The sequence below is a fragment of the Methanothermobacter sp. KEPCO-1 genome (genome assembly GCF_008033705.1).
Lineage (GTDB): Archaea > Methanobacteriota > Methanobacteria > Methanobacteriales > Methanothermobacteraceae > Methanothermobacter > Methanothermobacter marburgensis.
Window position 1 is genome coordinate 1,561,368 of sequence record NZ_CP042937.1, and the last position, 21,132, is coordinate 1,582,499.

Sequence of the window (21,132 nt, forward strand, 5' to 3'; positions counted from 1 at the left end):
CGAGGAAGAGTATGGAGTTGGATATCCCGTCATAAGAAAGGCATTACGAGGAAGAGTATGGAGTTGGATATCCCGTGGGATACAGTTATACCAGCGATACTCCTTGTTCTCTGGAATACAAGACCATAGACTATTGCAACGCTGAAGACGAATATAAGGTCGTAACCGGATTTCCAGCCCACGTGAAGTGCTGTAAATAGTAGTGATGCATAGAGAAGTCCCGGAAATTTTCCCATAACATCTTCGGCGTTTCTCTGAACAATTCCCCTGAAGAGGAGTTCTTCAGCAAGCCCAGTCCCTATGATCATAACAGCAAAGCCCAGAATAAAATTCTGAAATGAGAGATGGGGGATGAGGGCCTCTGGCCTGAGTATCTGGTATTCAATGTACCCCATTGGAAAACCTGTAAGTGCAACTGCAACCTGCCACCGTAATTTCCTTAAGTTCAGCCCTGCATCATCCCTTGTGAGGTTCTGGGTTCTCATGAGGGCTGCTGATGCCGCAAAAAGCGGAACCGCTATTATTATGTACCAGTAGAGGTGCTTTACAACTGTGAGGGGCATTGAAAGTCCAACAATCCTTATAATGGGAAGCATCATCATGGCGGCAAGGAGAACCTTCATCTTTTTCTTTGAGAGTGATGAGTGGATAAAGAGGGCAAAGAGAAGCACTGTGTGAATCACAAGGCCCAGCTTCATGCTTATAAAGGTTGTTGTGTACTCGGCAATCACAAGGATGGAGAGGTAGAGGAGGAGTACGGAGGTGTTGTACCTCAGGAACTCATCCCTGAGCTGATCCTCCAGCTCCTTCATCTTTGCATATGCAACAAGCACCTTGACCTTCTCCTGGTTCCTTAGACAGATCTCATTATAGCGTTTATATGCATCAATGGCCTCATCATGCTTCCCGAGCCTTTCAAGAATCCTTGCACTGTGAAGAACAGCCTCTGATTCATTTTTGAGATCGTTGACCCTTCTGAAACCTGATGCTGCAAGGTTATAGAACCATCGGGCCCGTTTCAGCTTACCCTTCCTCTCATAGATCTTACCCATGCAGAATGATACATCAGCCTCACGTGGATCGTTCTCCTCCCTGTAGAGTTCAAGGGCGTTTCTGTAACTCTCGAGGGCAAGATCAGTCTTCTGAAGTTTATGGTATTCTCTCCCCATTTTGAAGAGTGTATCAGCGGTTCTTTTCACGTCCCCTGTCTCTGCATACTCCTCAGCTTTTAGATTCAAGTACCTGATCCTGTCAATGTAATCCTCTGGTCTGAGAATCCTTCGCCTCTCCAAGTTACCACCTAATTTTTCATGACCATCCTCTGGAATAGTTCCCCATCAACGTGAAGGTCCAGCTGCCCAGCTGATGGAAGGGAAGCCTTTTCAAACTTCTTAACGTCCTGTAGCATGCTCATCTCGAGTATGGCCTCCATTGACCTCACACCATGCCTGTACTCCGGGATTCTGAGGAATGCATCCAGCACCCCATCATCGATTCTGAGGCGGCCATCACCATCAAAGAGATGTGGGGTCTTCCTCTCAAACATGGACCTTAAGAGTATTGCCCTCCTCAGCATAAAAAATTTGTCTCGCCTGTGCTGTGGGTCGGGACCGATGATATTCACATAGCCCCGGAGCCTGCTTATGAAGTCCCTCACCTTGGCTTCCCTCAGAATTTCAGGGTCCTGTGACTCGAACTCCTGGAATGTGCTGCTTGTACCACCGGCAAATACAAGTATGGATTTACCCAGAGGGTGCATGCTGTCCCCCTCCCGGAACTCCCCGTCCTGCATGGGCGCCAGGAAGTATCTGATCCATCCGAGCCTTTTACCCATCATGGGTGAGTCGAATTCATCAAAGAATGCCTGGGGAACCATACCCTCAAGCACCACGTCCCTTATCTGATGAAAGGCGTCTATGAGGTCATCCTCATCCCTGAACTGGGATATGTTGAAGTTCAGGGGTTTTATTCTCTCAGGATCCACACTTGCAGCCAGCTGGCTCACGGCGAATGACTTACCGGCCCCTGGAGGACCAAAAACCCCAATGCAGAGGGGTCTTTCAGGGTTCTCATTTTTCATGTATTCCATCAGGAGATTCCTTATGCTCTGATAGCCCTCAATTTCCCTCCGGTCGGCTGTTATGAGTTTACCAAAGTGTGCAACAGGAAGCGGACACTTTCTTCTTCTGTACCCGTTTATCACGATGTACCTTGACACGGCCTCTATATCGAATAGTGGTGGTGAGTCAGCTATTGTCCAGAAACCCTTGGGGCGGAGGGGTATGTCAACGGCCCCAATATTCTCACCCCCTGAATGGAATATGTCACTTACAGGGTAGTCGGGTTCCTCGGAAAACCCGATTGAAAGGAGTTCAGCGGCAGCAGCCATCCCCCTCCTTACTGAGTCATCAATTTCAAGGCCCCTGCTCAGCGATGCTGTGAGTCCTGCCGTGAATGCGCAGCCGCACCCCTGCATTTTACCAGGGGCCCTCTCGATGAGGTTTCCCTCGAATATCTGTGGGTGGTAGAATAACCTGGCATCATCCCCATCATGGTATATGGCGCCCTCCAGGCCCACGCGAACGATCATTCTGAGATCCTGGATGTCCTTAAGTGTCGGGTTGTTTCTCATCTGCCACATGAAGTCCTCTGCTGTTCTCTCCCAGGAGAGCCTCCTGCTTATATTGGCACCGTACTCCCTGAGGTCCTCCATGGTTATTATGAGGAGAAGATTTTCACGCTGCCTTTCCAGGAGGTGCTCCCAGAGGCTGCCGCTGAATAGGGGTGATGACATCTTGAGTACCGTGGTGGGGTCACCATCAATTATGGCTGAGGGCCATCTCTCCTTCATTTCCCTGAAACCATTCCCTGCATCATCTATAACGACAATATCTGCGTCCTGGTCCCTGAATTTGAATGGCATCGATGGGAGACCCTCATCTGGTCCTGTGTAGCCCATGAACCTCTTCACGTGATAACCATCACCTGAGGGTTTTAACTCTGCAAATGAATGTATGAACTCGGAGGGGTCTGTTTTCTCAGGTCGGCACGACAGTGATGGGTGGTTGACATCCGCAAGGTTTTTAAGCATCCTTGCTGTGAGCAGGGCGCCTCCCTCCAGCGCCCGTCTCTTGAATCCAAGGTGGGTTTTCCAGTTGAACATTGATCCCTCAGAGTCCTGTCTCACAGGCCACTGGATCCAGTCAACCGTTATATCCCCGGTTACGGTAATTTTCATCTCCATCACCATTTTAAGAGAGTTCAATCATTTTTTGCGGTTCTATGCCAGTTCCATGCGGTTTTAATGATCTCCTCCAGTTCAGTGAAAACAGGGCTCCACCCGAGGATTTCACGTGCCCTTTCTGAACTTCCAACAAGTTCAGGTGGGTCTCCTGGCCTTCTTTGATCCTCCACGACCCTTATACTGGCCCCTGTAACCTCTCTGCAGGTTTCTATGACCTCCATCACAGAGAATCCGTTCCCGTTTCCCAGGTTGAACACCCCACTTCTTTCACCCTCAAGGTATTCAAGGGCCCTCCAGTGGGCGTCTGCAAGGTCCATAACGTGTATGTAGTCCCTTATGCATGTCCCATCAGGAGTGGGGTAGTCTGTACCGAAGATCCTCACAGAGTCCCTCAGGCCCATTGCAGCGTCCAGTACTATGGGTATGAGGTGGGTTTCTGGCTCGTGAAGTTCCCCGATCTCTACTTCAGGGTCAGCCCCCGCTGCGTTGAAGTAGCGGAGTGACACATAGCTGAGGTCATATGCATCACTGTAGTCCCTCAGTATCTCCTCAACCATGAGTTTGGACCTCCCGTACGGGCTTATGGGGTTGAGTGGGTGTTCCTCGGTTATTGGAATTTCTGATGGGTTGCCGTAGACGGCACATGTTGAGGAGAATACGAACCTCCCGACCCCATTCTCCAGCATGGAATCAAGGAGGTTCATGGTGTTCACCACGTTGTTCCTGTAGTAGTCCCCTGGTTTCTGCACTGATTCCCCGACATCTGTGAAAGCCGCGAAGTGCATAACTGCCTCAACATCGTATTCTGTGAGGATCCTGTTAAGAAGTCTCCTGTCACCAAGGTCACCCTCAATGAGTTCACCCCATTTTACATGTTCCCTGTGCCCCTTTGTGAGGTTATCCAGGATGAGGGTTTCATACCCCCTCTCTGAGAGGAACTTGTTGACATGTGAACCGATATAACCTGCTCCGCCAACGATGAGTATCATCTATAACACCACACACTAAGCTATCTCTCTATCTGTCTGGGAGGCAGATAAACATTGATGCTCTTACCTACCTGAAAATTTTTTTATCGGAAATCCCATAGTTATGATACGTATCCAAGAGGTGATGTCTTGAACTACCTTGTTTTCGCGCTCCTTGCAGCGTTGATCCCTATATCATTTGAGGTGATGTCTTGAACTACCTTGTTTTCGCGCTCCTTGCAGCGTTGATCCCTATATCATTTGAGGTGATGTCTTGAACTATCTGGTGTTTGCGCTCCTTGCAGCGTTGATGTTTGGTCTGGCCCCAGTTTTCAGCAAGATGGGACTTGAGGGTGTTAACCCTGGGATCGCCCTTACAATAAGAACTTCTGTCATAACCATGGTCATGCTCGTATGGGTCATGTTAAGCGGTGGACTGGATGCTCTCTCAGATGTGGATCCGAGGGGATGGTTCTTCCTGGCACTGGATGGTATATCAGCAGCCCTTCTGGGGCAGCTATTCTATTATTATGCGCTAAAATCAGGGGAGGCTTCAATAGTTGTACCTGTGGTTGCGGCCTTCCCGGTGTTCACACTGATAGTTGCGGCATTTCTTCTGGGTGAGAGGGTAACGGTGGCAAAGGCCATCGGGTTGCTCATGGTGGTTGGGGGTGTGGTGCTTATCAGGATCTGAAGGGGAGTAACAAATTAGATAAACCTTTATCATTGATATATAGACATAATATAACTTTAGGGGGAGGTCTTTCATGGAGATAACTGAGAAGATGGTTGAGGGGGTTCGTGTTGCCTATATGGACTGCAGGGGTAGCTATGACCGTATACCCCGGTACATTGCTGAAGTTGCAGAGTGGGTCATGGGGAACGGGCTGCAGATGACGGGACGTGTATACGGGACCTACTACAACAGTCCAGAGGATGTCAGTGAGGAGGACCTCGTCTATGAGATAGGTGTCTCCATTGCAGGTGAGGCGGAGCCCTCTGAAAAAATTAAGATAAAGGATTTACCTGCTCACAGGGTCCTTGCAACGCTTCATGAGGGACCATACACTGAGGTTGGCCCTGCCATCCATGCTCTCATCGATCATGCCACTGAAAATGGCTATGAAATTGCAGGTCCCATAACCGAGGTCTACCTCAACAGTCCACTGGAGGTGGATGAATCTGAACTTCTCACGGAGGTTCAACTCCCCGTCAGAAGACCTGATTGATTCTTTCCTTTTAATTTTTTAGAGGATACAAGTTATTTTCTTTCGTAAAATAAATTAGATCTGGAGGGGTATCTCCAGAGAATTGGAATTTAAACTGTGTTTTCCACTTAAATCAGTGTAGGTGACGCTGAAACCACCTATGAAGAATGGGTTCGATAGTGTGGCGTTTTCCCCGAAGTCCTCCTTAACCTCCTCCTCGGTCGGTATGTATATCTGGACCTGAAACTCCACCTCTTCACCCGCTTCTATGACATCAAAGGACCTTTCAAAGTCCTGAGACAATACCTTAACGTTTTTAGCCGGTCCTTTACCCTCATTTTTTATCTTACACGTCACTGTAATATTTGAGCCGGGTCTTGCAGTTTCAGGACCCCTCTGGGTTGCTACAATCCTGGCCGTGCCTGTGGTCTGATTTTTCCCGTTTAAATTTTTCACTTCCGTTTTATCGTTACCATCTGTTGCGGTGAGAATGTAGACTCCTGCTGATACTCCAGCAATGAGAATCACCGCAATTAAAATCACTGGTTTCATATCCACTTTACCGCCTCCAGATTGAATAAGTATGGATCCAACCATATAAGTGTTTTGATGCAAACTGTGATATGGTTGAACATACACATAGTTTAATGTGATTTAAAATGAAAATTGAGGAACCAATTAAAACAACCGTTGAGGAGCTCCGCAGACTCCTGGACGTTAAGAACCTTGTGGGTGAGGCCATCGAGACGGAGGATAAGGTGCTGATACCCCTCATGAAGATGGGGGTTGGCTTTGGGGCTGGTATGGGTGAGGGGACCTCCTCAGAGTCTGAGGGAGGCTCTGGAAGCGGGGCAGGTGCGGCTGCAGGAGCCGAGCCCGTTGCGGTGATAGTCCTTCTCAGGGGAGTTAAAGGCCCCGATGGTGTGAGGGTCATTGACCTCCGCGCCGGGAGCACGGGGAGGATAATACAGGAGCTTGGGTCCACTGTCACGGACATAATAAAGGAGATTGCAGATAAGGGTGAACCTGAAGGTGAGAGTGGAGACTGAATAGACAATGAATGGGCTCCTTCTGGTTCTGCCATTAATTTTTCTGGCGGTACTTCTCCTGGTTCTCCTTGCATTGCCCTACAGGCTTATTTTAAGCGGAGTAAGAGATGCCGGAAGAACCGAGTTAAGGATAAGTTTAATGCTCTGGGGGATGAAATTTTTAAGTAAAAGGTTTAAAAGCGAAATAAAGGAGGGAACCATGGTTGAAGCGAAGCCCAGGCCATTGAGAGAGGTTTTACTGTTGGGGTTAAAGGCCAGATGGTGTATAATGGATCTCATCGGTGCCCTGCTGTCATCCATCACAATAAGGAGGGCCAGGATAAGTGTTTCAGTGGGCCTTGGGGAGGCTTCAGATACCGCAATCATAACAGGATACTTATGGGCCATTTCAGCATTAACGTCATCTTTAAGGAATATTGAAATAAATGCGGCCCCCGATTTCTTCAGTGGGGATGTGAATGGAAACTTTGAACTTGAACTGAGTTTAAGACCCCTGAAACCTGTTCTGGTGTTTATCATGCTTCTTTTAAAGAGACCCTTCAGGGAATTTGTTCTGGGACTAAGGGAATTTTCATGAACCGGTGGGATTTATGAGGATTGTTGATTGTACATACACGGCTGAGGCCATGAATGTGGATGGGAGGGTTATTGTACCGGTTTTCAGGTTAAGGTTTATTTTAACTGGAAAAACTATAAATGCGGTATCAGTGGAACCTATAATGTGTGTCTTGATGGAAGGTGATTTAAGATACCCTGTTATTTTCATGGATGATTTCGTGTCTTCAGGAGGAGATTCTTGTGAGGAGTGAACGCCTATCGGAATTTTTTATAGTGACGTTCCTGTTTTCGTGGATATTATGGATACCTGTTGCAATGATCTCTGCAGGTTTCACATTCCCTGAACCCATCCAGTCATTTCTCAGGAGCCCCTACAACCCTGCGGCATTCGGGCCAACTCTTGCTGCTATTATACTGACCTACAGGTACGGGGGGAGGGATGAGCTTGTCGCATTCCTGAGAAGGGGGATTAAACGTGATTTCCCCAGGATATGGTGGGCCATAATTTTACTGCTTTTCCCGGTCATTACAGCTCTTGCACTCTATCTGGGAGTCCTCTGGGGCGATCCACAGCCCTTCCTCTACTGGACCTCAAATCCACTGCTGGTTCCTATTGTATTCCTCTACATCTTCTTCCTTGGAGGTCCACTGCAGGAGGAATTCGGCTGGAGGGGCTATGCCCTTCCACGGCTTCAGGAGAGGTATGCCCCCATCTACGCCGCCATAATGGTGGGGATAATCTGGGGCCTCTGGCACATACCGCTGTTCTTCATACAGGGCAGTATCCAGTCACAGGTGCCCTTCTGGAGCTTCATGATCCTCATAATATCTGCCTCGGTGATATACACATGGGTTTACAATTCAACCGGGAGCATACTGGCCGCCATGATAATCCATACAACAGGTAACCTCTCCTATTTCCTCTTCCCTGTCCAGTCAACGATCGCAGGGGGAGTGTTCCTCATGATACTCAATGTGTCTGCAGCTCTTGGAGTGCTCCTCTTTGCAGGATCCGAGCTTAAAACAGATTTCAGTTAAAAAAAGAATTTGGGGGTTCAGTATGGGTTTGGACCCGTTACCGTTGGGTTGTCCTCTATCTGGGTCCACTCTGTGAATGATCCCTCATATATTTTCACATCGGGATATCCAAGGTACCATCTGAAGAGCAGGAACTCGTTGGTTGCCTCCCTTCCGGTTCCACAGCTGCATATGATTTTCTTATCGGGAGTTGCACCCACAGAGTCCAGAAGTTCCCTTATCTCGTCCTCTGGTTTAAGGAGGGTCTTATTTTCATCATCCATGAGGCTGGCCCATGGGAGATTAACAGCTCCAGGGATGTGCCCGGGTTTTATCCAGGGTCCCTGACCCTCATAGACTTCAGGGGGTCTTGCATCAAGTACCAGGACGTCATCATCATCCTTTATCCTCCTGAAGTCAGGGTACTCTATGTAGAAGTCTCCCTGCACTTTAACAGAAAATTCTGATTCTCTGACCTCAGGGAAGACCTTTGTAACCTCTCCCCCGGCGTTCTTCCACTCTGCAAGTCCCCCGTTCAGTACAAGGACCTCTTCATGTCCGAACCTTGCAAGACTGTATGCCACCATGGTCTGCTCAAGTCCATCACCCCAGCCCTTAAATCCGCCGGTGCCGGTGTATACAACTGTCGGTTTGTTCTCAACTCCAGCCTGCCGGAATATGGATTCTGCGGCATCCCATTGGATGTACATTGCAGGTGCAATACCCCTGGGCTCCCTGAAGAGGCCCTCGTTGAGGTATACCGCCCCGGGTATGTGTTCAAGTATGTAGTCGTGGATGTTGGGCTGGCAGTCGATTATGGCAACCTTTTCCAGGTTCTCCATGAGCCATTCAGGTGTCACCCACCTTACACGGCCATCTCCCCCACCATATGGTTCCATATAAATCACTCCTGACGTCTGATGTATTATTATGTTACATGGTGGATATACATTTTTTCCTTATAACTGTGAAAAAAGTAAGGAGATCTCGGCTAATGGGTGGATGGTTTTTCAATTATGATGGCCCGGGTTTCAGTCTCCGAACCTCTTCCTGTAGTAGATGAGACCTTCAGGTTCCCTCCCCCTTAACCTCCCGGTTAACCCCTGCTTTAGAAACTCATCCACAACACCCTCAAGGACCTCGAGTCTTTCCCTGGCATCATCAAGGAGCCCCTTGGTTATCTCTATCCTGTGCTTCAGGCGGTTGTTCTCATCCTCAAGTTCCTGAAGGTTCCTGAGCTTCAGGTCAAGCTTCATCACATGGAGCCTGTTAACCTCCTCCTGCAGCTCTGATTTCTCTGACCTCAGCTCATCAACGCGTCCCAGGCACTCGGCGAGCTTCAGTTCCAGTTCCCTGATTCTTCCATCCTTCTCCTTTATCTCACTCTCAAGTTCCCTGATTTTCTCCTCCAGTTCCATGAAAGGCCTCCATCTAAATCGCTCTATAGTAGTGATGATGCAACGGTCAGGTATATCAGTGTTGTTGTGAAGTCACTGAGTATGGTTGCAAGGGGGCCGGTTGCAACCGCCGGGTCAAACCCGAGCCTCCTGAATATGATTGGGGATGCGGTGGATATGAAGACAGCTGCAAGGACGCTGAAGAACATGGATATGAAGACGATTAAACCCAGTGATGGGTTCATCCTTGATAAACCCGCCATTAAACCTGCAAATGCAGACGAAAGGGTTCCTATCCCTGCAGCCACCATAACCTCCCTTTTTATATAGAGGAGGGGACTCATCGCCGGGTCCACGGCGATTTTACGTATTATGAGGGCCTCTGACTGGGTTCCAACAGCATCACTCATGTACACCATTATGGGTATGAATGATGCCAGTGCTATGAACTCTGATAGGAGATCCTCAAAGCTTCCTATGAGGGCTGCTGTGATGGTACCCCCTATGACCCCCACAATGAGCCATGGGACCCTTGACCTGACCATGTTCATCGCCCCGGGGTCCCGGTCGATGACCCTGTGGAATACTCCCCCGAAGTGGAGGATGTCCCGGTCGGCCTCCACCTTCAGTATCCTTATGATCTCATCATGGGTCACCACTCCCATGAATCTCCCTTCATGGTCAACCACAGGGATGGCCTTAATTCCATGTGAAAGTGCAAGGTAGGGTATATCGGAGGGGTCATCTTCAGGGTTTAAGGATATTATATTCCTCTGCATGAAGTCCCCCAGCCTTCCATCACTGGATAGCAGTTCTCTCATGGAGACAACACCTCTGAGTTTACCATCCTCAAGCACGTAGACGTAGTCTATGCTGTCATATTCCCCACTATTTTCCCTTATATGGCTCAGGACATCAGCGGGGCGCATCTCAGGGGTTGCTGATGGGATCCTATCTGTTACATGAAATTTCATGGGAATCACTCAGTACCTTTTTATGTATCCAAGCTCCCTGAACCTCAGGGTGACGGTTAAGCCCTTCTTTGCTTCAACTTTCATTTCAGCATCAAGCTGATTCGCAAGAGCATTTACAAGGTGCCATCCCATGCTACCTGCCTTTTCCAGCGCATCAGGTGACTCGACACCAACCCCATCATCTGAGACTACGAGTTCAAACATCCCATCAACCCCCTTTAATGCCACCGTGATGTTCTCTGCACCGGAGTGCTTCAGTGAATTGCTGACAAGCTCATTGACTATGAGTCCAATGGGGAGGCTCGTCTCAAGGTTGAATTCAATGTCATCTATATCTGTCCTGATCCTGAGAGAACCCTTCTCAACCTGCCCCTGGCTTATCTTTGAGATGAGATTCAGGAGGTAGTCACTTATCCTTATGGTTGTGAGGTCTGTTGATCTGTAGAGATGCTCATGGACAAGGGCAATTGATCTTATACGGTCACGGCTCTCCCTGAGGAGCCTTGAGAGTTCCTCTGATTCAAGCTTACGCTCCTGTATACTCAGGAGGCTTGATATTATCTGGAGGTTGTTCTTGACGCGGTGGTGTATCTCCCTGAGGAGCAGCTCCTTCTCCCTGAGGGACCTGATTGTATCTGTCTGGTCCTCCACTATGAGGATCAGTTCATCCCCGGCATGTGTGAGCTTGAGGTTCCCGTATATGACATCACCATCGGCTTTGATGAGGCGCCGGATCCCCTCGACATCCTCCCCTGAGTCTTCAGGGTGTATAAGTTCCCTGAGGTCTCTTCCCTCCAGATCATCCTTCCGGTAGCCCAGAACGGATTCCGTCCGGTTGTTACAGTCCCTTATGGTGAGGTCATCTTCCAGTGAGATTATCGGGCTCGGCGCCAGTTCGAATATCTCCCTGTATCTCTTCTCACTCATCTCAAGGGCCTTCCTGGTCCTCTCTACCTCCGTTATATCCTCCCCTGAGATTATGCTCCCCATGAACTCCCCGTTTTCCCTGAGGAACCTGACGTGCCATGCGACGGTCTTCCTATTACCCCTACATGTTATTATATTCCCTGTCAGATAGTAGCCGTCCTCACCGGAGCTGATCTTCTTTTTGTAGAGTCCCTCCCGCCAATTTCGATCCTCCGGGGGTACGAAGACCATGAACCAGTTTTTACCCTCAACGTCTCCACGCTTACATTCAAGGATTTCAAGTCCCCTGCTGTTTATGAGTTTCACGCGGCTATTCTCATCAAGCACCATTATGAGGGAACCCGCCACCTCAAGGTAGTTCTCGGCCCTTTCTCTTTCATTATCAACCTCATTGAGCAGGATGGTATTCTCCCTCATTGAGAGGTGCTGTCTTACAACAAAGAGGACTATTATGATTCCAAGGGATAATAGAAGTTCAGGTGAATTTTTAGCATCCGTCTCAATTAGGCTGTAGGCTGTTAAAATGTAGAAGAGGACCAGGAATGCATAAGGTATATATGTAACAACTGAACTCTTTCTTGTGAGGTATGTGGGCATGTTCCAGTCCTCATTGAAGAATTCATTAACCGCAACAAGGAGGATAATGTAACTGAATGCCCAGAAGAGGTCCTGGAATGTGCCCTTAGCATAGATTCCGGTTATGGTCTGATAGGTGAATGAAATGTCTGCTGTGAGTAGCAGCGCTATGCTTGCAAGGAAGATGTAGATGGTTCTTGACCTGAAGTTGCCCATCTTGTTTATTATGAGATCCATTATCATGAAGAGTATAAGCAGGTCCCCCACTATGTAGAGGACAGCTACAAGTACATACGTTGGATTTCCCCCTGCAAGTACCGTTGGCTTCACAAGGAAAACCCAGGCTGCTGATGCAGATGCCACAAGGATTATGAGGAGATCGATGAGTGATTTAACGTCGGAGTACCTTCTTACAGGTACAGTGAATATTCCCGCAGCAAATAGGGGGTAGTAGAGGAGGTAAAACACATCAGCAACTGAGGGAAAGGGGCTCTGTAGTAGTATGCTTTCAAGTATGAACCAGGTAAGGTCACCAAGGAATGAAAAGAACTGTCCAGCGGATAAGAGTATCAGGGTAAGGTAGAGGTGAGGGTAGACCTTTTTTGCGTATATGCTGGCGTATAGAAGTCCCAGGAATGCGGCAAGGTTTGTTATGATATTTATAAGGGATACAAGGTCATTTTTGAAGCTTAAAAACTGGGATATGAATGAGAGGGTTATTACTGCTATGAGGAATATCTTGAGATTTCTGTCCATTGAACTCCCCTATATATACCTTAATATCTAGAACCCTATATACCTTAATATCTAGAACATTTAAGTGTATGTATATGCTGAGACATTCTCTGGCGTGTATCGGCCTTAAATGTGCAGGTGGTAGGGTTCAGCGTGTTTTCTTTATCAGAGGTAGGGATATTAATGTATCCCCCACAGACTCTGGATGTGAGTCCATCTCCGGGGTACTTGATTCGCTGAACAGATTTCTTGATGGTGAGGATGTCCCCTTTGATCCAGCGGTACTTGATTTCAGGCTATGCACCGGCTATCAGAGGGGGGTTCTTCGGGTGGTCATGGGTATCCCCCGTGGGTCCACCATGACCTATGCTGAGGTTGCGGGGGCTGCTGGAGGGGGGCCCAGGAGCGTGGCGGGGGCACTCGCCAGGAACCCCTTTCCCCTTATCATCCCATGCCACCGTGTCATAAGAAGTGATGGAAAACCCGGGGGTTACCAGGGCGGTGTTGATCTTAAGGTGCGGCTTCTTGAAATGGAGGGGGCCCATTTTAAAATTTGAATTGCATTTTAGAACAGGAATATGATCATGAAAAAAAGGAACATCACCAGGGCGATGGTGAGGGATTGCCGTGCCCTCCTTGGCTTTTTACCGTACCATACAAGGAATCCTATTAGGCCGGCTGGTGGTGAGAATAGAAGTATAAATATGAACTCACTGGCTGTGAGACCACTCCTATAGCTGCAGGGGTCACTAAGGGCCCCTGATGCGGTGTAATTAACTGGTTTCATGCCACATTTTCCGGGGTAGGGGGCTTCTATTCCACGGCCCATGGAAGTTTTCTTTTTAATGCGTTTTCCACATTCTGAACAGAATTTGCGGTTTTCAGGGTTCTCTTTCCCGCAGTTTTCACATATGACTTTCATATCTCATTTTTTTGTTTCTGAGCTTGGGGGCACCGGGTTTCTTTCTGGCAATCCATATCCCCGGCACAGCCCCATTATATCATTTCAAATTCCGGTTAAAAATTCTTTACACCCTGGAATCACCTTCGTAATAGGTAAGTTTAACGCAGTTAATCCGTTTCCCTCATCTCAGCTTCCATGAGTAACCTGAACCACCAGAAAACTTATATATGATAATTATTTACTTTTTCACCTTTATTATGGGGGTTATGCAGCACACAGATGGGCAGGGGAGGTCCCATCAAAATTAAAGGAGGCTTTGGATGTTTCTGAGACTGGCTGAACTGGATAATGAGAAAAAGCAGGCAATCATGGAGAGGTACCTCAGGCATATAGAGGAGATATGGTTCCGTGATGAGTACATAACCGTCTTCAACACACTCTATGAGGCAGTATTCCTAGAAAAACTCCCTGAACTCATGGACCGTTTCGTAAGGGAGGCCATAGAGGAGAGGTACCATGAGCCGCACCGATCATTCATGTGGTGGATCTATGAAAAGAAAAGGGACTACCTGAGGGACTCGATCTCGGTTGATAAGGAGTACTTCATAGTCATCTCGAAGGCGTTCCAGGAACCGGGCTGGCTGGACGTGGACATGGTATTTGAATTCGTAGACCCCCTTGAAGCCGAATATGAGTTCACGGTGAATGTTATGGGGACGGTGGTTGATAAACTCACAGAATTCGCAGATAACACATTTGAGGACTTCATGGAAAAAATAGAGCCCGACATATATGTCCTCCACATGGAAGACGATATCCTACAGGAGATCTACCTCAACAGGGATATGATAAACATTGAACTGGACGATGAACTGAAATTCATATGTGTGTGAGCCAGATAGGACGGCCCAGTCAGCAATGGCTTTGAAATATGATGAACTGAAATTTACATGTGAGAACTTAAGAAACTCCTTTTTTGAGGCATTCCTCTTAGCGCAACACATAACTGCAGTGGTACAATCATAACCGCTCCTCATAATGTACGGTGGTAGATTCACTGATGGCCAAAGCTTAAGTTACCCAACCTATTATATTATCAGAGAGACAGATTCTTAGGTGAGGAGTGGTTGAATGGATTACTACCATGATAAAAAAATGCAGGAACTCTTTGAGCTGCTCAAACAGCCAAAGACACTGGATGAGATAGACCTCTCAGTTAACTTCATAAAAAACCTCCTTCTGAAGATCATAGCAACCTATGGTAGCATACAGGTTAACAGGATACATGAGATAACAGGTCTACATGTGGACATACTTGAGGAGTGCCTCAAGGAGATGGAGAAGGATGAACTCTGCGCCCCCACAGGTGGGGGCTTCCTCTTTCCCAGTGTAACCTACACCATCAAGAAACAGGGGAGGAAACAGGCAGATAAACTCCTCAGGGAGAACCCGTACATGGGGATGGCACCTGTAAGCTATGACCGCTACTTTGAAATCATGGGCAGGCAGCTTGAGGGAAGATTCCCGATAAGGATCCCCCAGGAGGTCATAGATAAGGCCTTCAGTGACGTGGTGGGAAATGAAAGCGCAAAGAAGACACTCATCGAGGGCGCGATAGGTGGTAAGGGATTATTCATCTACGGGCCACCTGGTACAGGTAAAACCTTCATAACAAGCAAGATGTCAGACCTTCTACCTCCACTGGTCATACCACGGTATGTGGAGTTCAGTGAACAGGTCATACAGTTCTATGACCCTGACTTCCATCGTGCATGCCCTGAACAGCCAGAGGACCCAAGGTGGGTTAAGATATACGCCCCCTTTGTCTTCACAGGGTCCGAACTTACAAGTGAGAAACTTGAAACCAGATTTGACCCCAACAAGGGTGTCTATGAGACATCCCCCATAATAAAGGCCAATGGTGGGGTGCTACTCATCGACGACCTTGGAAGGCAGAAGGAGGACCACAACGCCCTCCTGAACCGCCTCATCGTCCCACTGGAGAACAAGAAGGACATGATCTACGTTAAGGGGTCACCGATAATCGTCCACACACACTTCATACCCGCCTTCTCAACCAACCTTGACATAACAATAATGGACGAGGCCCACCTCAGGAGGGCGCCGCTGCATGTGCACCTTGAAAAACCCAGTGTGGATGAGATAGTGGAGGTCTTCAGGCGCAACCTTGAATCAATGGGGGAGGAATACGACCCTGAGGTCCTTGAAAGGTTTGCAAAGGTCTACAGGCCGATGACCGAGGGAGGCGAGGGCCTCCAGCCAACCTTTGCCCATGCAAGGGATATAGCCCAGATAGCCCAGGCCGTGAGGATAAGGAAGGGTGAGGACAGATTGACCCTTGAAACCATGGAGGAGGCCCTCCAGCAGCATGTCCTTATAGCACTCCAGAGGAGATTCACCCCCATGCTCTTTGAGAGGATAATAAGAAAGAAGGTATGAGTAACTCAGTGGCACTTTGGGAAAAACTTTTATTGCATACCCCTTAATATATGAGAGGCAGAAATTTTAAGGAGAATCAGTATGACGTGCACCGTTTTAGTTGGAGGAGGATGGGGTGACGAAGGTAAAGGTAAATGCATAACCTATCTATGTTACAATGACAGGCCATCAATAATAGCAAGGGCAGGGGTGGGACCCAACGCGGGCCATTCAGTTGAATTCAGGGGTGATAAGTACGGACTCCGCCTCACACCCTCAGGCTTCTTCCATGAGGATGCAAGGCTCCTCATAGGTGCCGGGGTTCTGGTTGACCCTGAGGTCTTCCTCCATGAAATGGAGTATCTCTCAAAGTACAGTGTAGCAGAGAGGACAGGTGTCGACTACAGGTGCGCCATAATAGAGAAGAAGCACAAGGAACAGGACCAGTCATCCAGTTACCTCTCCAAGAAGATAGGGAGCACGGGTACAGGATGCGGACCCGCCAACGCAGACCGCGTCATGAGGACAGCGAAACTTGCACGTGATGTGAGTGAACTGGAGGATTTCCTTACAGACGTCCCCATGGAGGTCAACGAGGCCCTGGATGAGGGGGAGGACGTCTTTGTGGAGGGATCCCAGGGATTCGGTCTTTCACTCTACTACGGCACATATCCCTATGTTACAAGCAAGGACACCACCGCAAGCACAGCTGCGGCTGATGTGGGTATTGGACCCACAAGGGTTGATGAGGTCATAGCGGTCTTCAAATCATACATCACAAGGGTTGGTGAGGGCCCCTTCCCTACCGAGATCAGCCAGGAGGAGGCAGAGGAGCTCGGTCTTGAGGAGTACGGGACGGTCACCGGCAGAAGAAGGAGGATTGGCCTGTTTGATATGGAGATGGCCAGGGAGTCCTGCATGATCAACGGTGCCACACAGATCGCTGTTACCTGTGTCGACAGACTCTACCCTCAATGTGAACGTGTCAGGGAGTACTCTGACCTCTCAGCCGAAGTGAAACGTTTCATAGAGGAAATAGAATCCGAAACCGGTGTTCCGGTCACCATAATATCCACGGGTCCATCCCTTGAGGATACCATTGACCTCAGGGATGAGCTGCTCTAATTATTTTTCTGGTTACCTTCAGGCCTTGCTCTGGTTTTCACCCAATCCTTCTCATCCAAGTTATCATGGCATGACTAGTTTAATTATTCTGGTTCATGGAACTGGAATAAATTAGTTTACTTTCAGGTAAATTACTTCTCAGTAAATAATTTTTTTGAGGGATGAATCAGTGCTTTGATGAAGAAGAAGGTGGAATTTTTCAGTTTTTCCATGAAAAAGAGTTTGTGATGGGTATCGAATGATATGCTGGGTTCTGCCTTCCTGCAGATAAACAGGCAGCCTCTGCAGCCTTATGTAACAGGAATAATATGAAACTTTTGAATCAGTCGTGCAGGTCTTCAGCACTAACCTGTTCACCGTACATCCAGAACTGGTTGAGGGTACCATGGTGCCCGTACCTTATGGCCTCCCTTACAAAGTCCCCAGCCTTTCTAAGGGCATCAGCCAGTTCAAGGCCCATCTCAAGGTATGCAGTGGTTGCAGCTGAAAATGAGCACCCGCTTCCATGGGTGTTCCTGCTCTCTACCAGTTCACCCTCAAGGACGGATACGTCACCGTCAATGCAGAGCACATTATTACCACCCAGGTGGCCCCCGGTTATTATCACATCGCAGATTTCACCCAGGACCCCTGCAGCCCTCACTGCGTCATCCACGGTTCTTATGGGGACCCCTGAAAGCCTTTCTGCCTCTGCAACATTTGGTGTTGCTATGAGTGCCTCAGGGAGCAGATGATCTCTAAGCGCATCAGAAAAACCACCTGCAGATAGGCTGCCTCCGGATGCCGCCACCATCACAGGGTCCACAACAACCTGTAAGTCATATTTCCTGATCTTCTCTGCAACTGTCAGCACTATCTCCTCACTGTAGAGCATACCTGTCTTGGCGTGCACTATATTCAGGTCCTCCATCACAAGGTCGATCTGCTCGGCAACAAATTCAGGGGGCACGGCCATTACACCCGAAACCCTCCTCACGTTCTGGGCAGTGAGTGCAGTTATAACCCCTGCACCGTAAACTCCAAGGGCAGAGAATGTCTTGATATCGGCGAGGATCCCTGCCCCACCTGATGGATCAAAACCAGCGATTGAAAGAGCCATCATGGTCTCACCTAGAATGATCTTGAAACCTCAAGCCTGTCAGAACCCCTTGAGGGCCTCACGATGAAACTGAGCTTTCTGAGGTACTCCCTTGCATGGGTCCCTTCTCCATGGAGTATTATCTCCCCGAGGTCCTCTGCTGTGTTAACGTCCAGTGAAAGGTAGAATGAGTCATACACTGAGACGCTGAGACCCCTACTCTCAGCTTCACTCACATGCTCAAAGAAGCTGCAGTCACCAAACCTCAGCCTCATGGACCCTGGCCTGAATATCAGGGTGTTGGTCCCGCCACCCTTGGCAGGGGCTATCACAACATCAAAGTGGGATGCCCTGTGGAGGAGTTCAGTGATATCGGTTTTCCCTATGAGGGGTATGTCTGAGGGTGTTATCATGACCCTCTCAAATTCGGGTATGCAGAACTCAGCAGCCTGTTCCAGGGCACCGTTGAGGTCCTTTCTACCCCTCTCCTCAAGTATATCGACTCCAAGGCTGTAGGCGTATTCAAGGACATCTGCATCTGCACTGATCACCAGCACACGGTCAACGTGTCTCCTGAGGGCCTCTGAAACATCCATCAGCATGGCCCTGAGCAGCCCCTCCCGTTCTGACGGTGAAAGTGTGGGGGATAGCCGTGTCTTTGCATGTGCAAACCTTGAAACAGGTATTATGGCGCAGGTCTTCATTGTCTTGCTCCGATCTGGTTCTTCAGGGCATCAAGTACTGAGAACAGTTTAAAGGGACTTTCTGTCTGGTTTAGGATTGGGCTGGTGATGTTCAGCTCTGAGAGCTGTTCCTCTGTGAGCCTGTACTCATCCATGAGCTCTGACCGCACCGCTGTGATGTTCTCCCTGAGCTGGTAGAACCTCATATCCCTCTTTTTAACCATGGCGTAAACCTCTCCACGGTATATGTTGAGTTCATCGCCCCTTGCAAGCACCCAGAGCTTGAGCTGTGTGTTGAACGCCTCAGCCGGATCTGAAGGGTTCGATGATGAGAGGACATCCACCATTAGTGCCGGGGCTTTACCGGCGGGTTTCAGTTTAACCCCCGGCACGGTCCTCTCCTCGGGTTCCACTGAGTATGCGGGAACATCCTCTGCAGAGCCGGGGCTCACATGGGTGTCTGTGGCAATTACAAGGTCACCCGAAGTGTTTGAGGCCAGCAGGGTGCCGCTGTCAACCCGTACAGGTTTATCCCCCGTGTTCCTTATTTCCACAGTATTCGGAACGTTACCGGCGCTCCCCTTCTGTATAACCTCTGCACTACCATCGCTGACGGCCGATGCAAGGTCTGGGCCTCCCAGTGTGATGTAGCCTATCCCTCCGCTCAGAAATGCGAAGATGAATATCAGGCTGATGACAAGAAGGATTCTTGCGTTCATCCAATCTCCCATCTAGTAGGTTCTGGCAAGGTATGCCCTGTAGGGGGCGTCTCTACCACAGTTCATGCATTTACCGCTTCCACCCTCCTGTATCCCAAGGATATCAACCCTGACCTTCTCCTCAACATCCATGCCGCACTCCTCATCACCGCACCACATGAATGATATTATGCCCCTCTTCTCCTCTATTATGTTCCTGGCCTCCTCTATGGTCACTGCCTCACGGATCTCTGATTCCATCCGCTCCCAGGCCCTGCTCCTAAGGTTTTCAAGGATGTCATCCATGAGATCCCTGAGGGTGTCCTCGATACCCTCAAGGTCTGCTGTTATCTTCTCACCGGTGTCCCTCCTGGAGATGACCGCGGAATTATTTTCAAGGTCCCTTGGCCCTATCTCAACCCTCAGGGGAACGCCGCGCATCTCCCATTCATAGTACTTCCTCCCTGCCCGGAGGTCACGGTCATCAAGGTGCACCCTGAAACCTGCATCCTCAAGCCTATCCCTGAGAGCCCTGCAGGCCTCCATGACCTCATCAGCGGCCTTCTTGAATATAACCGGTACTATAACCACCTGGTGGGCTGCAACCTCCGGGGGTAGACATAGACCTGATTCATCCCCGTGGACAGCTATAATTGAGGCTATGACCCTGTCTGATAAGCCGTAGCAGGTCTGGTGGACGTACTCATGCTCACCATCAGGGGTTTCAAATTTTATCTCGAAGGTCCTTGCAAAGGTCTGCCCGAGGTTGTGGACGGTTCCTATCTGAAGGGTTTTGCCGTCGGGCATGAGGGTGTCGAAGGCCATCGTGTAGTCTGAGCCAGGGAATTTGTCCCAGGGGGGCCTCTTTGTTATGAGGTATGGGATTCCCAGGGAGTCGAAGAATTCCCTGTAGATCTCTATGGCCCTTTCAACCTGTTCCTCTGCCTCATCGGCGGTTGCATGTATTGTGTGGGCCTCCTTGAAGGTTGTTATCTCACGTACCCTTATCAGAGGCCTTGTATGTTTTGTCTCATACCTGAAGGTGTTAACTATCTGGTAGAACCTCATGGGTAGATCCGTGTGTGACCTCACCCAGAGTGCGAACATGGGGTACATGACGGTTTCACTTGTGGGCCTGAGGGCCAGTTTCCTCTGGAGTTTGCTGAGGCCCCCATGTGTAACCCAGTAAACCTCGTCCTCGAAGCCCTTTACGTGTATGGCCTCCTTTGCCAGTTCATCCTCCGGTACAAGAAGCGGGAAGAGAACCTCCTCATGGTCCCTGTCAAGTATCCTCTTCAGGATGTTAAGGGTGTTTTTCCTTATCCTGAATCCATGGGGCATCCATACATGCATACCCTTGACCGGATACCTCTGATCTATAATCTCAGCTTCCTCTAAAATATTGTGGAACCATTCACTGAACTCTGTCATTTTTTCACCATGATAACAGTTAGGGTCTTTTCTGATAAATTTCTGCAAAAGTATATTTTCCTCTGGAGATAAACACCAATCAAAAATTATTTTATTACTCCTACTTAAATAATATACTCCA

At 48.9% G+C, this 21,132-nt stretch carries 23 protein-coding genes; 10 read left to right on the forward strand and 13 right to left on the reverse strand.

Annotated elements, in window-relative coordinates:
* Positions 1–29 precede the first annotated feature (29 nt).
* Genes FVF72_RS08400 through galE form a run of 3 tightly spaced genes read right to left on the reverse strand, consistent with a single transcriptional unit; the run spans position 30 to position 4,233 of the window.
* Positions 30–1,292 (reverse strand): type II CAAX prenyl endopeptidase Rce1 family protein, encoded by a 1,263-nt coding sequence (locus FVF72_RS08400; protein WP_147671844.1) that lies wholly within the window; start codon positions 1,290–1,292, stop codon positions 30–32.
* Between the two features lie 8 nt (positions 1,293–1,300).
* The gene (locus FVF72_RS08405; RefSeq protein WP_147671845.1) at positions 1,301–3,238 is read right to left on the reverse strand and encodes a hypothetical protein; all 1,938 of its coding nucleotides are present in this window, start codon (positions 3,236–3,238) and stop codon (positions 1,301–1,303) included.
* A 23-nt stretch (positions 3,239–3,261) separates the two neighbouring features.
* Complete coding sequence (gene galE, locus FVF72_RS08410) at positions 3,262–4,233, reverse strand: UDP-glucose 4-epimerase GalE (RefSeq protein WP_147671846.1); 972 nt, start codon at positions 4,231–4,233, stop codon at positions 3,262–3,264.
* Between the two features lie 253 nt (positions 4,234–4,486).
* On the opposite strand from galE, the gene FVF72_RS08415 reads away from it, so the two are divergent.
* Both FVF72_RS08415 and FVF72_RS08420 read left to right on the forward strand, forming a co-directional pair.
* The gene (locus tag FVF72_RS08415) at positions 4,487–4,906 is read left to right on the forward strand and encodes an EamA family transporter (RefSeq protein ID WP_147671847.1); all 420 of its coding nucleotides are present in this window, start codon (positions 4,487–4,489) and stop codon (positions 4,904–4,906) included.
* 73 nt (positions 4,907–4,979) lie between these two features.
* Positions 4,980–5,441 carry a GyrI-like domain-containing protein gene (locus tag FVF72_RS08420; RefSeq protein ID WP_147671848.1) on the forward strand — a complete coding sequence of 154 codons (462 nt, stop codon included), beginning with the start codon at positions 4,980–4,982 and terminating at the stop codon, positions 5,439–5,441.
* A gap of 54 nt (positions 5,442–5,495) precedes the next feature.
* On the opposite strand, the gene FVF72_RS08425 is transcribed toward FVF72_RS08420, so the two are convergent.
* The gene (locus FVF72_RS08425) at positions 5,496–5,972 is read right to left on the reverse strand and encodes a CARDB domain-containing protein (protein ID WP_255503824.1); all 477 of its coding nucleotides are present in this window, start codon (positions 5,970–5,972) and stop codon (positions 5,496–5,498) included.
* 107 nt (positions 5,973–6,079) lie between these two features.
* Here FVF72_RS08425 and FVF72_RS08430 point away from each other — a divergent pair, with 107 nt between their 5' ends.
* From FVF72_RS08430 to FVF72_RS08445, 4 genes are all read left to right on the forward strand, one after another.
* The gene (locus tag FVF72_RS08430) at positions 6,080–6,469 is read left to right on the forward strand and encodes a GerW family sporulation protein (protein ID WP_147671850.1); all 390 of its coding nucleotides are present in this window, start codon (positions 6,080–6,082) and stop codon (positions 6,467–6,469) included.
* 199 nt (positions 6,470–6,668) lie between these two features.
* A complete protein-coding gene (locus FVF72_RS08435; protein WP_160323123.1) occupies positions 6,669–7,046 on the forward strand; it encodes a DUF2953 domain-containing protein in 378 nt (125 codons plus the stop codon).
* A gap of 13 nt (positions 7,047–7,059) precedes the next feature.
* Positions 7,060–7,278 (forward strand): hypothetical protein, encoded by a 219-nt coding sequence (locus tag FVF72_RS08440; RefSeq protein WP_013295823.1) that lies wholly within the window; start codon positions 7,060–7,062, stop codon positions 7,276–7,278.
* Positions 7,238–8,065 (forward strand): type II CAAX endopeptidase family protein, encoded by an 828-nt coding sequence (locus FVF72_RS08445; RefSeq protein WP_255503707.1) that lies wholly within the window; start codon positions 7,238–7,240, stop codon positions 8,063–8,065. Before FVF72_RS08440 ends, FVF72_RS08445 begins: the two co-directional genes overlap by 41 nt.
* 17 nt (positions 8,066–8,082) lie before the next feature.
* On the opposite strand, the gene FVF72_RS08450 is transcribed toward FVF72_RS08445, so the two are convergent.
* From FVF72_RS08450 to FVF72_RS08465, 4 genes are all read right to left on the reverse strand, one after another.
* Positions 8,083–8,943 (reverse strand): sulfurtransferase, encoded by an 861-nt coding sequence (locus tag FVF72_RS08450; protein WP_147671852.1) that lies wholly within the window; start codon positions 8,941–8,943, stop codon positions 8,083–8,085.
* 132 nt (positions 8,944–9,075) lie between these two features.
* Positions 9,076–9,462, reverse strand: coding sequence for a hypothetical protein (locus FVF72_RS08455; protein ID WP_013295820.1), 387 nt, complete (start codon positions 9,460–9,462; stop codon positions 9,076–9,078).
* A gap of 23 nt (positions 9,463–9,485) precedes the next feature.
* Entirely contained in the window at positions 9,486–10,415 is a 930-nt protein-coding gene (locus FVF72_RS08460) for a magnesium transporter (protein ID WP_013295819.1), read from the reverse strand.
* 9 nt (positions 10,416–10,424) lie between these two features.
* Positions 10,425–12,674, reverse strand: coding sequence for a sensor histidine kinase (locus FVF72_RS08465; protein WP_147671853.1), 2,250 nt, complete (start codon positions 12,672–12,674; stop codon positions 10,425–10,427).
* 74 nt (positions 12,675–12,748) lie between these two features.
* Here FVF72_RS08465 and FVF72_RS08470 point away from each other — a divergent pair, with 74 nt between their 5' ends.
* Positions 12,749–13,210 carry a methylated-DNA--[protein]-cysteine S-methyltransferase gene (locus tag FVF72_RS08470; RefSeq protein ID WP_255503708.1) on the forward strand — a complete coding sequence of 154 codons (462 nt, stop codon included), beginning with the start codon at positions 12,749–12,751 and terminating at the stop codon, positions 13,208–13,210.
* 8 nt (positions 13,211–13,218) lie between these two features.
* Here FVF72_RS08470 and FVF72_RS08475 read toward each other — a convergent pair whose 3' ends face one another.
* Positions 13,219–13,575 carry a zinc ribbon domain-containing protein gene (locus tag FVF72_RS08475; RefSeq protein ID WP_013295816.1) on the reverse strand — a complete coding sequence of 119 codons (357 nt, stop codon included), beginning with the start codon at positions 13,573–13,575 and terminating at the stop codon, positions 13,219–13,221.
* A 302-nt stretch (positions 13,576–13,877) separates the two neighbouring features.
* Here FVF72_RS08475 and FVF72_RS08480 point away from each other — a divergent pair, with 302 nt between their 5' ends.
* The 3 genes from FVF72_RS08480 to FVF72_RS08490 all read left to right on the forward strand — a co-directional run bounded on the left by FVF72_RS08480 (position 13,878) and on the right by FVF72_RS08490 (position 17,121).
* Positions 13,878–14,450 carry a hypothetical protein gene (locus tag FVF72_RS08480; protein WP_013295815.1) on the forward strand — a complete coding sequence of 191 codons (573 nt, stop codon included), beginning with the start codon at positions 13,878–13,880 and terminating at the stop codon, positions 14,448–14,450.
* 238 nt (positions 14,451–14,688) lie between these two features.
* On the forward strand, positions 14,689–16,017 hold the full coding sequence (locus FVF72_RS08485; RefSeq protein ID WP_147671855.1) for an ATP-binding protein: 1,329 nt from the start codon (positions 14,689–14,691) through the stop codon (positions 16,015–16,017).
* An 81-nt stretch (positions 16,018–16,098) separates the two neighbouring features.
* The gene (locus FVF72_RS08490) at positions 16,099–17,121 is read left to right on the forward strand and encodes an adenylosuccinate synthetase (RefSeq protein ID WP_013295813.1); all 1,023 of its coding nucleotides are present in this window, start codon (positions 16,099–16,101) and stop codon (positions 17,119–17,121) included.
* Between the two features lie 322 nt (positions 17,122–17,443).
* On the opposite strand, the gene thiD is transcribed toward FVF72_RS08490, so the two are convergent.
* The 4 genes from thiD to proS are packed head-to-tail and all read right to left on the reverse strand — an operon-like array spanning position 17,444 to position 21,011.
* Entirely contained in the window at positions 17,444–18,223 is a 780-nt protein-coding gene (gene thiD, locus FVF72_RS08495; RefSeq protein WP_048901200.1) for a bifunctional hydroxymethylpyrimidine kinase/phosphomethylpyrimidine kinase, read from the reverse strand.
* Positions 18,224–18,231: 8 nt separating this feature from the next.
* Entirely contained in the window at positions 18,232–18,903 is a 672-nt protein-coding gene (gene cofC, locus FVF72_RS08500) for a 2-phospho-L-lactate guanylyltransferase (protein ID WP_013295811.1), read from the reverse strand.
* Positions 18,900–19,601, reverse strand: coding sequence for a hypothetical protein (locus tag FVF72_RS08505; protein ID WP_013295810.1), 702 nt, complete (start codon positions 19,599–19,601; stop codon positions 18,900–18,902). Before FVF72_RS08505 ends, cofC begins: the two co-directional genes overlap by 4 nt.
* Before the next feature lie 12 nt (positions 19,602–19,613).
* Positions 19,614–21,011, reverse strand: coding sequence for a proline--tRNA ligase (gene proS / locus FVF72_RS08510; RefSeq protein ID WP_147671856.1), 1,398 nt, complete (start codon positions 21,009–21,011; stop codon positions 19,614–19,616).
* Positions 21,012–21,132: the final 121 nt, after the last annotated feature.

Coding starts and splice junctions, on each gene's coding strand:
- FVF72_RS08405 (WP_147671845.1), bottom strand. CDS start 3,238: ATGAAAATTACCGTAACCGGGGATATAACGGTTGACTGGATCCAGTGG.
- galE (WP_147671846.1), bottom strand. CDS start 4,233: ATGATACTCATCGTTGGCGGAGCAGGTTATATCGGTTCACATGTCAAC.
- FVF72_RS08420 (WP_147671848.1), top strand. CDS start 4,980: ATGGAGATAACTGAGAAGATGGTTGAGGGGGTTCGTGTTGCCTATATG.
- FVF72_RS08425 (WP_255503824.1), bottom strand. CDS start 5,972: ATGAAACCAGTGATTTTAATTGCGGTGATTCTCATTGCTGGAGTATCA.
- FVF72_RS08430 (WP_147671850.1), top strand. CDS start 6,080: ATGAAAATTGAGGAACCAATTAAAACAACCGTTGAGGAGCTCCGCAGA.
- FVF72_RS08435 (WP_160323123.1), top strand. CDS start 6,669: ATGGTTGAAGCGAAGCCCAGGCCATTGAGAGAGGTTTTACTGTTGGGG.
- FVF72_RS08440 (WP_013295823.1), top strand. CDS start 7,060: ATGAGGATTGTTGATTGTACATACACGGCTGAGGCCATGAATGTGGAT.
- FVF72_RS08445 (WP_255503707.1), top strand. CDS start 7,238: ATGATTTCGTGTCTTCAGGAGGAGATTCTTGTGAGGAGTGAACGCCTA.
- FVF72_RS08450 (WP_147671852.1), bottom strand. CDS start 8,943: ATGGAACCATATGGTGGGGGAGATGGCCGTGTAAGGTGGGTGACACCT.
- FVF72_RS08455 (WP_013295820.1), bottom strand. CDS start 9,462: ATGGAACTGGAGGAGAAAATCAGGGAACTTGAGAGTGAGATAAAGGAG.
- FVF72_RS08460 (WP_013295819.1), bottom strand. CDS start 10,415: ATGAAATTTCATGTAACAGATAGGATCCCATCAGCAACCCCTGAGATG.
- FVF72_RS08465 (WP_147671853.1), bottom strand. CDS start 12,674: ATGGACAGAAATCTCAAGATATTCCTCATAGCAGTAATAACCCTCTCA.
- FVF72_RS08470 (WP_255503708.1), top strand. CDS start 12,749: ATGCTGAGACATTCTCTGGCGTGTATCGGCCTTAAATGTGCAGGTGGT.
- FVF72_RS08475 (WP_013295816.1), bottom strand. CDS start 13,575: ATGAAAGTCATATGTGAAAACTGCGGGAAAGAGAACCCTGAAAACCGC.
- FVF72_RS08480 (WP_013295815.1), top strand. CDS start 13,878: ATGTTTCTGAGACTGGCTGAACTGGATAATGAGAAAAAGCAGGCAATC.
- FVF72_RS08485 (WP_147671855.1), top strand. CDS start 14,689: ATGGATTACTACCATGATAAAAAAATGCAGGAACTCTTTGAGCTGCTC.
- FVF72_RS08490 (WP_013295813.1), top strand. CDS start 16,099: ATGACGTGCACCGTTTTAGTTGGAGGAGGATGGGGTGACGAAGGTAAA.
- thiD (WP_048901200.1), bottom strand. CDS start 18,223: ATGATGGCTCTTTCAATCGCTGGTTTTGATCCATCAGGTGGGGCAGGG.
- cofC (WP_013295811.1), bottom strand. CDS start 18,903: ATGAAGACCTGCGCCATAATACCTGTTTCAAGGTTTGCACATGCAAAG.
- FVF72_RS08505 (WP_013295810.1), bottom strand. CDS start 19,601: ATGAACGCAAGAATCCTTCTTGTCATCAGCCTGATATTCATCTTCGCA.
- proS (WP_147671856.1), bottom strand. CDS start 21,011: ATGACAGAGTTCAGTGAATGGTTCCACAATATTTTAGAGGAAGCTGAG.